Source organism: Pseudoalteromonas sp. S4741, from assembly GCF_005886135.1.
GTDB classification, from domain to species: Bacteria; Pseudomonadota; Gammaproteobacteria; order Enterobacterales; family Alteromonadaceae; genus Pseudoalteromonas; species Pseudoalteromonas tetraodonis.
This window is the reverse complement of the sequence record NZ_PNCN01000163.1, coordinates 1-11,278: the sequence shown is the minus strand read 5'-3', so window position 1 is coordinate 11,278 and position 11,278 is coordinate 1. Positions and strand designations below refer to the sequence as shown.

The following is an 11,278-nucleotide window of genomic DNA, read 5'->3' as shown; positions in this document are numbered from 1 at the left end:
TTATGTGCAGCTCAGGTTAATCAAGAAGGGCTATCAACCTTCCGTATAATATTGGCACTAGTATTTGGTGGCGCAATGATGTTAGTTGGCATAGCATTGGAGCATTGGCTATTTAAACAGAAGTTTGAATCGCTAAACCTATAACGTGCGCATTAAAATATTAAGCACTGCCCATGCAGTGCTTATTTTTTTGATTCTTTAAACTCTTTGCGAAAAGCACCTGGCAGCATGTGCTCCTGTATCAGTATGTTTTCTCGTATAAAGCTAATTTTTTCAGTTTCAGTGAGCCTAGCTTTAAAAGAATGCTCTAGCAAAAAGAGTGGCATCAGTTCATGGCGTTTAAGCTTTTTATAAGCAGCTCTTCCTACATCAACTCTTTGAATAAAGGCTTCAAGGGCGTATTCAACAATCATTTCTTTTGAAACGCGATATTGTTTGCACCACCCAGCCAGGTCATCAACTAAACTCTGCGGCATTCTAATTGAGTAGGGCTGGTTCACTCCCTCTTGGTCTAAAGTTATCTTTTTCTGCTTAAACCATGCGGCAACCATTGGTGAGTTTGGCCTTAGCTGGTAATAGTTACGTTTAAAGAAATCAAGTTCGTGTTGCACTAAAAAGCCCCCCCAATCAGCATGTTTAATACACAATATATTGGCTATTTCTGTGTATTTGTCTGAAGTTTTTCTATTTATTTTAAATTTTCTTGAAGATTCTGACATATCGATACCAGTATTTACGTCAATTGACGTAAAAATTTGTTATAACTATTTATTTTGAAATAGTTTTCAAACAAACATGAAAAAACAGCACTATTTCGTAAAGCGAAGTAGGTAAGCCGTAAAAAAAGCATTTAAAACGACAAAAGAGTACCATTTAAAAAATCTTTTTAAAACATAACTCATTTTTACCCCTCTTTAATATCAATTAGTTACACAAAGCTCCTGTATAAAAACAAGACTACATTCGAGTATTTACTGTACAGCTTTACAAGTAGTTCATACCTTTTTTAAAGTGCTGAAAAAGAGAGAGGTTTGATGACTATTTCATCCATTCATCAACTTGATATTTATACAAGCCCAACCTTTAATTATAGCTAAGATTGATTTTTAGCCAAAAAATCTTGGGCATTTTCAACTAATTTTTTTTGAGGCGAACATGAAGGGTAAAAAAAAATTCAACAAACACCGTTCAAAACACACCATTAACTTTTACAGTGCTAAAAATGGTTGTCATATCTGGTGTGAGTCGTTTCTCGAACGCAAATACGGGATAACGCTCGAATTTGAAGAGTCTATCCATCAATATGCTTCCCAACCAGAATCATTTAGTGTGTATGGAAGACGTTATACACCTGACTTTTTGGTGGAATATAAATCCGGCCATGCCGAATATGTAGAAATCAAACACACCCACTATATGAATGATGAATTCTTTGAACGTCACCAACTTAGGAAACGAGTCATTTATAGGTTAACAGGGCTTGAACTGGTGCTGAGGAGTGAGCTTGATGTTGACAGCATTGAGGTTGAAAACTACGAACTACTCATGGGCTACAAGACTCTTGACGTCAATCATTTACAGCCCGTTATCTGTAACTTACCAAAAAGAACAAAACTGTCTCGACTTGAAAAGTTAGTATCTAATTTGCCTGGTGGCTCACGAGCGCACGCTTGGTCACTCGTCGCACAACAACACTTTTATTTTGACACGTCAAAGCCTTTTAACGCAGAAACGACATTGATGAGGAAGAAGTAATGTATCAGCCACCTGTGGTCGGTGACACCTTCATCGATATTGAACAGCGTAAATTTAATCTAGCATATTATGATGAGCTGCAAGCATTACTAAACCCTAACCCGATGTTAGGTACAGAAACTGGCTTGCACTTAACCCAAGATGACTTTCGCTCGAAAATAGACAGCGGTGAATTACGACCAGCATACGCCATAACACACGACAATAACGAGCTGACAGCATCACAAAAAAAAGAACTGCAAAAGCGAGAGCCTTACATTACCGAGTTAGCAACATTGGTGCATGATGGCTATAAACCTACCGTTGACAAGACCATCGATAAACTCAAACAGATTGTTCATGGCAAGTACCACATCGGCACCGAAAAACACGGCAACAGCACTATTGCACGTTGGTGGAAGCAATATCGAGAAGCAGAATTTAATCTCAAAAAGTCAATTGCTCCGAGAAAAAGCCAACCTAAGCGAACCAATGCGGCCACGGAAAACTTCCTTAACCGATTTTTTACTGACACTTGGGTAAAAGGCAACATTGAAAACATTGCGAGAGGCTACTCAAGTTATTCTAAAGCAGTTTTAAAAGCTCAGACGCAAAATGACGCTATTGAACAGGTTAGCGAACGAACGTTTAGCAGACGCATTGAAGGACTTAATGCATTTAATATCATTTTAAACTCTGGAAACTACAGCGAAGTAAAAAAAGCACTACGTACATTATCCAAGAAAATAAAAACCACTCACGTGCTTGAGCGAGTAGAAATGGACCGGATGTCACTTAACTTGGCTCTTATTGACGAAGAAGGTAAACCAACGGGCAACGTCAGCATCTATATCGCCATTGACTGCCACTCACGCTACCCGCTGAGTGTTACATTCGAGCTAGGCACCTCTGAGGATACGGAAGGGGTTGTTCGATCATTTAAGCGTATTTTTGAGTCAACCAGTGACCAGCTAAACGCTTGTGGTATTCCTTTTAAAATTATTGTGGATAATGGCAGTGGCTATAAAGCTGAGCAGTTCAAACAAATATCCCAACGCTTAGGGTGTGAGTTAATCAAAGCTCCATCGAATGAACCTTGGCGAAAACCTTTTGTTGAGTCTTTCAACAATACGTTGCGGGAAGAATTCTTTAAAGGAGGCGAATTTAAGTTACCTGATGGAACAATAACCATAGGTCTTCCAGGTTATAAAGACAAACGCACCCACAAAACAAGTAAGCCGTCGTCTGAAGAAACCATTAAAAAAGCCGCTTCCTTGCCTGTCGAGGAGTTTGCCTCGCTACTGCATGGTTACCTCGTTCACTATGTAAACTCAAAGCACTCAAGCCTCAACAACAAAACACCACAACAAGTATGGAACGAGTCTATTGCTCTAAAGCCTCTCATTCCAGTCAATAAAGAACTGCTCAGTGCTGCTTGCCATTATATAGAGCACCGCCCTTCATTAAGTCAGCGAGGTACGGTTCAGGTCAACAAACAGGTTTTTGCGGATGACCGTATAAAGCAATGCTATCTAGATGCAAAAACTCTCGATAAAAACCAAGATATGACGGTTACTGTGAAATCTGACCCAGATGATGGCCGTTGGGTAACAGTCATCGCGGACTTCCCATGTTACGACCACCCTAAAGTATACAATTTTGTAGAAAACCGAAAGCTATCTGGAAGTGAGTTGGAGTATCCACTATCATTTGAAGAACTTAACACAACATCAGGGACGCCTGAGCGTCGAGATATATTCAGTCGTAAAATTGAAAAGTTAGTTAAGCAAAAGACAAGATCACTTGGCAGTGGCAAGCCAGTTGCTACTGCAAAAGAAAACTTTTCTAAGGGACTATCTACGGCAGAGCGCATTAAGCGAAGTAACCAGAGTTATGCATACAAACCTATCAAAAAGTCGAAGAAGTCCAAAGAGGATGATACACCCTCAGATAAAGGAAATATTAAGCGAAAAGTAAGCCCTAATCGCAACGAAGCTCAGCTTGGTTTATGGCAGGACTAACCAATGTTTAGCCACCCAAGTCTGAGCAAGTGCCTTGAACTAATAGACCAAATTCATCAGCAAAATTTTGGTAAAAATTATGGATTACTTTTAACAGGTCTAAGTGGTGTTGGTAAAACGTGTTTAGCCAAGACATATCTAGCACGTTTTCCAACTTTATGTACTCCCGAAGTAACCTATTATCCGGTCATTTATGTAAAGTTAACGGAGACTAAAACAGCCACTGATTTTCTTATACAGGTCGTTAAAGCACTCACTTCAGTCATAGGTAAAAGTGCCAATAAAGCTCATATCGTTCAAGACAGGCTTGCCGTTTTACTTGCCGCGCATCGCGTTCAACTGATCATTATCGATGAAGTACAGGAATGTTTGACGGATATCGACGGAATCACTAGTCAGCGAATGGCGAAGCAAATAGCAGCGCTACTAGATAACAACCCAAAAGTTTCACTTATTTTAATGGGAACGCCAGTCGCCAGCCGATTGTTGAAGCTTAAATATGGCAAATCAACGCACAGGTTAAAAGGTGAAGAGCAACTGAGCCGCCGTTTCCTATCTGAACAAAAACTTTACATAATCCCTTCTCGCTGCGAGTGCTGGCTTTTATGCTGTAATTACTTTGCCACCGAATTTCGATTTCCGCCATTCACTCTAGACGACAAACCTATACTTAATCGTTTGCATGTCGCAACCGACGGCAGAATTGGGCTGTTAACGAAGCTTTTTGCTATAGCTTCAACCAGTGAGCGTAAGAATCTGTTTGCTAAGCTTGAAGATGCTTACCTGTTGGGAATTAATTCATCTGCTTACAATCCTTTTGACACACTTGCCCTAACTGATAATGACATCGTTGGGATTTTAGATTCGAGGGAGTTTGATTAATGTTATCGGTAATGCCTAAACGAATCGCAGATGAAAGTCTAGCTAGCTACCTATTACGCTTGAGCCTTCGAAATGGGTTCACCTCACCGCTCGAATGGCTTGATAAACCAATGTGGAGTGCGGTTACAAAAAATACAATTAACATTAAACAACGACAGCTATTAAGTGAACTCGTACCCTGTGCCATGAGCACTAGCGACTTAAGCTTAGCACCAAAGCACTCCATACTGTTTCTAGACTGTCACACTGATATGCCTCGTATTTGTCCCTATTGTGTAAAGGGCAAAGGATATCTAAAAGAAAAGTGGCGAAACATTGGTAATTTATCATGTGAGCTGCACGGTTGTGTGCTCTGCGATAGCTGTCAAGAATGTGGTGAACAACTCATTTGGTCACCTTTATTATTAGAAGGTACTTGTACCAACGAGTTGTGTTTGTGCCCAATAAAAAGCTATCCGATATCTAGTCAAATAAGCGAATTATTCATAGATGAAATCTGCGATTGCTTGCTAGCAAGCTTGTTTATTCAAAACCCTTACACAACTGTTTTACCCATTTACCATCACCCATCGGTAAGCGACTTTAACAGTGCATTAGAGCAGGGCTTCAACTTCCTCAGTGGCAAAGAAGTATATAACCAATTTATAGAGCGATTAGGTGATGCCATTAGCCCTTTTTCTCAACTTCCAGAAAAATTTCAATTCTTTCCGTTAACACTACTAATACGACACCTCAATGCAGCATGGCCTATAAATAATTGCTACGTTAGCTTTCTCCAAACACCACAATTATCCTCCAGCTCAAATCGACATATAGAATCATTTATCGTTACTTTTGATAGTGCGATTAAACTTCTTGGCATTACAAAAAAACAGATATTTCACACTTTTCCTGAACTCTCTGCTAAAAAAGTTATACCGCAAAATCAGCAAATAGATATTGCGGCAATAATTAATCGAACCACTATTTCTGTCGCCGATATGTAACTTCAAAAAGTGCCTTTTTTAAATTTCAGGTGATCATCAGCATCAATGAGAAAAGCACAATCAGACAGTTCATTTATTGGATACCCGTAATAGTGGAAAAAAGCACTATTAGTGACAATTTCCGACACTATAGTGTAAGAAAGCACTATTATGACTTTCGTGGATTGTTGAAAAGTTGTTCGACCTGGATAAGGAAACTGCAATCTTCATGATACTGGTTTGATTTCTCCACATTTCTTCAAGGTAACAAGTTGGTTTGTAATTTATTTTAAATGTCAGTATTTTAGGTAACTCCTTGTGAAGTCGAATGCGTTGATTAATTCAACTTGAAGGTAACCATTCTTCCGGTAGGCTGAAACCCGCCTTGGGTTCTCTATTTCTATGCACGCCCCCACCATTTTTACTCTAGCTCCAATATAGTTTGCTCATATAGCTCATATTTGTTACTAATAAAGAGGCAATTACGTTTGACGTTATTGCGTAGTAAACGAACTCTAATCAGTACACTGGTAGGGTTACATACAGGGCTATTTTATGAGATTTTTGCAAACAATTCTTACCCGCAGCGGCAGCCAATTTTCCACTGCTCACGTGCGACTAAGTAAGCTACTAGATTCCACTGACTGAGATTCTCAATCCGAAAGTCAATTACCATAATCACAATTCTAAACACCTAGCCTTGTACAGATAGAGCAGTTTTAAAAAGTAATTCACCTTTAACTCGGTTAAATGTGAGCTGCTTAAAGTGCTCAAAGCCTTGTGATTTAAAAAATTGCGTATGTTCGTCACGAGTCACAAATACCGCTATACCAGAGGACTCAGGATTGTCATGTAATAAACCATCTAAGCCTTTAAGTAATTGGCGGCCAAACCCTTGACCATGAAAATGTGGGTCAACGGCTATAAACGCTAAAAAGTAGTAATTGCCTTGCGGCTTTAGTGCATCACGAATAGTTTTTTCTTTTTCAATTAATTGATTCGTTTGCAAATAACCGGCACTTAACATCAACTTTAATCGCCAATGCCAATAACGCTCTGCTTGAAGTTGGCTACTTGACTCAAATACACAAGCAACTGCTTTTAACTTATCGTTACGGTAAAGGCCAATTAAAGGCTGTTTTTCTTGCCAAAAGCTACTGAGCTCTTCGCGAATAAGCGCACGGAGTTTTTTTTCATAGTCCAGAGGGCTTTTTTCGTTATACCCTAGCAGAGTTTGTAAAATAGGGTCATTTTGGTAGGCCTGATATATAAGGCTTGCAGCGGTACTGATATCTTCTGGTGCAATATGTTGCACGCTAAACGTGTCTGTGGATTCTGCTGTGGCTGTCATTTTATTTCCTTTATTATTTTATACCTTTTGTCATTACGCCGCGTAACTTGTTTGGGATTAATTTTGAACTACAACGATAACCAAATGCTCATATAACTATAGACCTAAGTGGGACAAATAAGCGAATTTACATTTTAGTTAGTACGCTCATCCACTGCATTGAGTCAGATCATGCTTTAGCGACTTACTACTGAGTAAATAAAGCGTAAATTCAGTAAGGGTTAAACTGGCTAGATATATCATTCCCCCCTAGAGTTAATAAGTATTAAGTATTAATTCATTAAGGAGCACGATTATGGATACGACTAAGCACGACATAAATACATTGTTCGCACAATTAGGTTTACCTAATACAGAAGCAGAAATAGATGCATTTATAGCATCGCATGCCATTTCGGATACCACATTATTGCAAGATGCTCCCTTTTGGGATGAAGCCCAACAACACTTTATTGCTGAATCGCTGGCGGTTGATGGCGATTGGAGTGAGGTAATTGACGAACTCGACTCTCGCCTTCGTCAAAATAATTAAATCGCACATTTTAATGTGTCTGAGCCACTTTATTGTTACCATACCTGCTCGCAACTTCCATGTTGCGAGCTTACTTTATTAAAGAGTTATAAATCGAATGAATGCTGCTGTATTTGAAGCTATTAAAGTCCTTCTTGATGAAGGCAAAGTTCCCACTGTTGCACTAACTAAAAGCCGTTTAGTAAAACCACTTCCTATGCCGGTTATTATTGCGGCAGTGAGTCAATATAAAAATAATCCCGATTCAATTTATAATTTAATGAAAACACCCGAGCAAGCAAGTAACTCAGCTCCTAAAAACACTCAGTTAGATAGAATTGAGCAAAAACTTGATCGATTACTTGCTTTGCTAGAGCAAAAATAATTTGAGACTATAAATGTTTGTTGTTGATTTAACATTTGATTGCTACCAAGACACAACCCTAGAGCAAGCCGAGCAGGCAATAAACCGCTTAGTGAATGCATTACGCTTTAATGGCCAAATCATTGGAGAGGAATTTCCAACGGTGTTAAAAGATGGCTATTTTATTACTCGTGTAATGTGCCCGACCGAAGACGCCATGCACCCACTTAATAACAGTGCGTTTGTTAAACACAGTGTTGAAAAGCTTCATGGCGCTGGTTTGCTTGCTCCCAAAGTAAAGGTCATCGGCCAAGATATTCACTCCAATGGTGCCGATGGCTGTAAAGAGCCATCAAGCTATATTTTATATACCACCTATGTGCATACATGTAGCCCACTGTATTGTGGCGATGACTTTTTACCCGTGCCGCTATTTAATATTCCTGCGATTGCTAATGGTGACTATAAAACACTAATTAAATGGCAAGAAGATTGGCAAGCGTGCGATCAAATTCAAATTAATGGTGCAACACGCTGTGAATTTCCAGCGCTTGAAGAAATAGCCAGCACCCAAAGTGATTTATACCGCCGTGGTAAAGATATAACTAAACGGATTAGTTTTTTAACTAAAAAGCCTGTTTACTATTATTTATACCGTGTAGGGGGGGTTGATAAAGCCTCTGAACTTGAGCGTAAATGCCCGAGTTGCCATGGTGAATGGAAATTACCCGAGCCTTGGTTTGGCTTGTTTGATTTTAGGTGTGAACCGTGTGGTATAGTCTCTAATATTTCGTGGGATTTTCAATAAATCCCACGCTTAAGATGCTATGTCTAAAAACATCACACCTTAAAACTACCTTATAATTATACTGTCAACGACGCTATAAATTCACTGAGGTTTTTGGCAAGTACATGATGTGGCTTTTTACCTACATACTCTAGGCACACCTCACCTGTTTCTACTAATACGGTAACAAGCAAATCGTCTTGGTCGGTTAACCCAATAAATACACTTGGCGCTTGTTTGAGTTTACGTTTCATTAAAACATGACCGGTGATATTTTGTTGCAGTAGGTCAAAATCATCTTCATTCCATGCTTGTAATAATTCCACTTGATGTCCGTCAATATTGGCTACAACACTGCCAGCAAACATATGGCCATAAAATTGACTCAACGCCTCTGGAAACTCAAGCTCCAATGCGTTAGCGAGATCGATTAATGAACCTGTAGGCTCTCTAACTATCGCTTGCCACTGGATCATGCCATGTTCATCGGCGCTACCTATTTCACATGGGCTTGGCCATTGCTCATCGTGGACGATTAATGGGCGCTTTTGTGTATTAGTAATCGTTTGTTCGCTAAATTTTTCGTGAAGTTGAGCTAATTGCATTGCAACAGACATACTGTGAAACTCATTTAATTTATATATAATGCATCCATTGTAACTATTTAAGAGCAAACATGACAGATTACAGCAATTCTCCCGATCTTAAAGGCAGCGTACTTGGTCAATCTACTGAGTATGTCGATCAATACACGCCCAGCTTGCTTTTTCCTATTGCTCGCAAGCTTAATCGTGATTCATTAAGTATTGATGAAACTGCGCTGCCGTTTAAAGGCCAAGATATATGGACAGGTTACGAACTGTCTTGGTTAAATACTAAAGGTAAGCCTCAAGTTGCGGTGGCATTGTTTACTTTCGAATGTCAAAGTAGTCATATTATTGAATCAAAGTCGTTTAAGCTTTATTTAAACAGCTTTAATCAAAGCCGTTTTGGGAGTATTGAAATTGTTAAACAACATTTAATTGACGACTTATCCAATGCGGTAAACAGCCCTGTAAAGGTAACCTTATACAGCGCTGATGACTACAATTGTATTCCTTGCACACCACTGCCAGGTGAGTGTATAGATGAGTTAGATATTGAGATAGATAACTACCATATTGATGCCCATTCACTTAAATCACAAAGCAATAAAATAGTCACCGAAACTTTGCATAGCCACTTGCTTAAGTCTAACTGTTTAATTACTTCACAACCAGATTGGGCGAGTATTATTATTCGCTATACTGGTGAGCAAGTTTGTCGTGAGTCCTTATTACGCTATTTAATTTCATTTAGAACCCATAATGAATTTCATGAGCAATGTGTGGAACGTATTTACAGCGACTTAACCACTCAACTCCATATTAAAAAACTTGAAGTATACGCTCGTTATACGCGCCGTGGTGGGCTTGATATAAACCCATATCGCTCAACACATTATAACGAAACCCCATTTGCGGTAAAAATAAACCGACAATAAGTGTCGCGTTACCTTAACAAAAAAGGAGCCTGAGGCTCCTTTTTTAGTCATTAAGTTGCTTAGTTGGCACCGCCATGCCACACACATCAATATAATTATGGCTGTACGCAAACCATTCCTCGCTGCGGTTACCCCTAGCAATAATTAATTGTTTGAATGAATCAGAGTCTGTTTTCATTACTTTAAATTGGCTGCTATCGTCTGCTACATCCGCTAATACTTGTAGATCTGTAATGGGGTTAAACTCGGTATTCTCAGTTGGCGTTCGCGCTAGCTGATGAAAATGTGCCATGCCTTTAAGCACCCGACCAAACACGGTAATATTTTTGTCTAAATAACGCGGCCCTTGACCTATGGTGACAAAAAACTCACTGCTGGCACTGTTTATATCGTTATCGCGCGCCATTGCAAATATGCCATGACAATGGACTTGCCACGTTTGTGTATGCGCTTGGTTTTGTGCAACCGCAAAGCCACCTAAAAACCCCGTTACGGGTGCATAACCATCACTGCCCATCTCGGTTATTGAAAGTGGCTCAGTGGTGGTTAAATAAAATTCCGCTGGCACCGTGCTATGTTTAGTTTTGGCTAACTTTTTACCCGTACTATCGCCACCTTGAGCTACAAACCCTTCAACAAAACGGTAAATGTGAGTACCTTGATAAAAGCCTTGTCTTGCCAGTTTTTTAATATTCGCAGTGTGTTTAGGCGCAAGTTTGGGGTTAAGCTCAATATAGGCGGCGCCTGTGGGCAGGGTTAACTTTAGAATATTCTCTGATTCGACCCATCGCCATTCATCATCTTTAGCCGCCGCAATAATCTCACTGCTTGTTAGCTTTTTAGCCGATGAGGCTGATGATTGAGTACTTTGCTGGGCACACCCACCTAACAAGGCCGACACTAAAAGGGTCACTACACACTTTTTCATACCTTTCCTTTTTTATAGTTATCTATTAGGGTCTGTTGACCTTTCAAGGTTAAATTTGCAGCAGCCTGTTTGGTATTTAGGCAAGGCAGAGCCTATGTGGTGTGGTTATTCCCCATAAATAGGCGATAACGCAGCATCAATGCCAAACAGGCGCTGCCCTTCGGGTTCTGCCTAGGAGCGATTCACTCTTTGTTGCCTACATGGATGTAGGTA

The 11,278-nt window shown here is 39.7% G+C and carries 12 protein-coding genes; 8 read left to right on the top strand and 4 right to left on the bottom strand.

Annotated elements, in window-relative coordinates; all coding sequences use genetic code 11:
* Nucleotides 1–182 precede the first annotated feature (182 nt).
* On the bottom strand, nt 183–719 hold the full coding sequence (locus CWC30_RS16860; protein WP_138627685.1) for a hypothetical protein: 537 nt from the start codon (nt 717–719) through the stop codon (nt 183–185).
* A gap of 436 nt (nt 720–1,155) precedes the next feature.
* Here CWC30_RS16860 and CWC30_RS16855 point away from each other — a divergent pair, with 436 nt between their 5' ends.
* From CWC30_RS16855 to CWC30_RS16840, 4 genes are read left to right on the top strand one after another with little or no spacing between them, the layout of a single operon-like run.
* On the top strand, nt 1,156–1,755 hold the full coding sequence (locus CWC30_RS16855) for a hypothetical protein (RefSeq protein ID WP_138627684.1): 600 nt from the start codon (nt 1,156–1,158) through the stop codon (nt 1,753–1,755).
* Nucleotides 1,755–3,755: a TnsB C-terminal domain-containing protein gene (locus CWC30_RS16850; protein ID WP_138627683.1), complete on the top strand. Its 2,001-nt coding sequence runs from the start codon at nt 1,755–1,757 to the stop codon at nt 3,753–3,755. The genes CWC30_RS16855 and CWC30_RS16850 overlap by 1 nt, the downstream gene beginning before the upstream one ends.
* A gap of 3 nt (nt 3,756–3,758) precedes the next feature.
* Nucleotides 3,759–4,637 carry an ATP-binding protein gene (locus CWC30_RS16845; protein ID WP_138627682.1) on the top strand — a complete coding sequence of 293 codons (879 nt, stop codon included), beginning with the start codon at nt 3,759–3,761 and terminating at the stop codon, nt 4,635–4,637.
* Nucleotides 4,637–5,623 (top strand): TniQ family protein, encoded by a 987-nt coding sequence (locus CWC30_RS16840; protein ID WP_138627681.1) that lies wholly within the window; start codon nt 4,637–4,639, stop codon nt 5,621–5,623. The genes CWC30_RS16845 and CWC30_RS16840 overlap by 1 nt, the downstream gene beginning before the upstream one ends.
* Before the next feature lie 673 nt (nt 5,624–6,296).
* Here CWC30_RS16840 and CWC30_RS16835 read toward each other — a convergent pair.
* Complete coding sequence (locus CWC30_RS16835; RefSeq protein WP_028834078.1) at nt 6,297–6,953, bottom strand: GNAT family N-acetyltransferase; 657 nt, start codon at nt 6,951–6,953, stop codon at nt 6,297–6,299.
* Between the two features lie 295 nt (nt 6,954–7,248).
* On the opposite strand from CWC30_RS16835, the gene CWC30_RS16830 reads away from it, so the two are divergent.
* The 3 genes from CWC30_RS16830 to CWC30_RS16820 all read left to right on the top strand — a co-directional run bounded on the left by CWC30_RS16830 (nt 7,249) and on the right by CWC30_RS16820 (nt 8,636).
* On the top strand, nt 7,249–7,485 hold the full coding sequence (locus CWC30_RS16830; RefSeq protein WP_013465367.1) for a DUF2789 domain-containing protein: 237 nt from the start codon (nt 7,249–7,251) through the stop codon (nt 7,483–7,485).
* A gap of 97 nt (nt 7,486–7,582) precedes the next feature.
* Nucleotides 7,583–7,849 carry a hypothetical protein gene (locus CWC30_RS16825; protein WP_138627680.1) on the top strand — a complete coding sequence of 89 codons (267 nt, stop codon included), beginning with the start codon at nt 7,583–7,585 and terminating at the stop codon, nt 7,847–7,849.
* 13 nt (nt 7,850–7,862) lie between these two features.
* Nucleotides 7,863–8,636, top strand: a complete 774-nt coding sequence (locus CWC30_RS16820; protein WP_013465369.1) for a Zn-ribbon-containing protein — start codon at nt 7,863–7,865, stop codon at nt 8,634–8,636.
* Between the two features lie 56 nt (nt 8,637–8,692).
* Here the strand turns inward: CWC30_RS16820 and syd are convergent, their stop codons facing one another.
* On the bottom strand, nt 8,693–9,232 hold the full coding sequence (gene syd / locus CWC30_RS16815; protein WP_016898959.1) for a SecY-interacting protein: 540 nt from the start codon (nt 9,230–9,232) through the stop codon (nt 8,693–8,695).
* 59 nt (nt 9,233–9,291) lie between these two features.
* Here syd and queF point away from each other — a divergent pair, with 59 nt between their 5' ends.
* Nucleotides 9,292–10,137 carry an NADPH-dependent 7-cyano-7-deazaguanine reductase QueF gene (queF, locus tag CWC30_RS16810; RefSeq protein ID WP_013465371.1) on the top strand — a complete coding sequence of 282 codons (846 nt, stop codon included), beginning with the start codon at nt 9,292–9,294 and terminating at the stop codon, nt 10,135–10,137.
* Between the two features lie 43 nt (nt 10,138–10,180).
* Here queF and CWC30_RS16805 read toward each other — a convergent pair whose 3' ends face one another.
* On the bottom strand, nt 10,181–11,065 hold the full coding sequence (locus CWC30_RS16805) for a peptidylprolyl isomerase (protein WP_033103789.1): 885 nt from the start codon (nt 11,063–11,065) through the stop codon (nt 10,181–10,183).
* Between the last annotated feature and the right edge of the window lie 213 nt (nt 11,066–11,278).

What these genes read in the sequence shown, in the direction of transcription:
- CWC30_RS16860 (WP_138627685.1), bottom strand. Translation starts at nt 719, where the DNA reads ATGTCAGAATCTTCAAGAAAATTTAAAATAAATAGAAAAACTTCAGAC.
- CWC30_RS16855 (WP_138627684.1), top strand. Translation starts at nt 1,156, where the DNA reads ATGAAGGGTAAAAAAAAATTCAACAAACACCGTTCAAAACACACCATT.
- CWC30_RS16850 (WP_138627683.1), top strand. Translation starts at nt 1,755, where the DNA reads ATGTATCAGCCACCTGTGGTCGGTGACACCTTCATCGATATTGAACAG.
- CWC30_RS16845 (WP_138627682.1), top strand. Translation starts at nt 3,759, where the DNA reads ATGTTTAGCCACCCAAGTCTGAGCAAGTGCCTTGAACTAATAGACCAA.
- CWC30_RS16840 (WP_138627681.1), top strand. Translation starts at nt 4,637, where the DNA reads ATGTTATCGGTAATGCCTAAACGAATCGCAGATGAAAGTCTAGCTAGC.
- CWC30_RS16835 (WP_028834078.1), bottom strand. Translation starts at nt 6,953, where the DNA reads ATGACAGCCACAGCAGAATCCACAGACACGTTTAGCGTGCAACATATT.
- CWC30_RS16830 (WP_013465367.1), top strand. Translation starts at nt 7,249, where the DNA reads ATGGATACGACTAAGCACGACATAAATACATTGTTCGCACAATTAGGT.
- CWC30_RS16825 (WP_138627680.1), top strand. Translation starts at nt 7,583, where the DNA reads ATGAATGCTGCTGTATTTGAAGCTATTAAAGTCCTTCTTGATGAAGGC.
- CWC30_RS16820 (WP_013465369.1), top strand. Translation starts at nt 7,863, where the DNA reads ATGTTTGTTGTTGATTTAACATTTGATTGCTACCAAGACACAACCCTA.
- syd (WP_016898959.1), bottom strand. Translation starts at nt 9,232, where the DNA reads ATGTCTGTTGCAATGCAATTAGCTCAACTTCACGAAAAATTTAGCGAA.
- queF (WP_013465371.1), top strand. Translation starts at nt 9,292, where the DNA reads ATGACAGATTACAGCAATTCTCCCGATCTTAAAGGCAGCGTACTTGGT.
- CWC30_RS16805 (WP_033103789.1), bottom strand. Translation starts at nt 11,065, where the DNA reads ATGAAAAAGTGTGTAGTGACCCTTTTAGTGTCGGCCTTGTTAGGTGGG.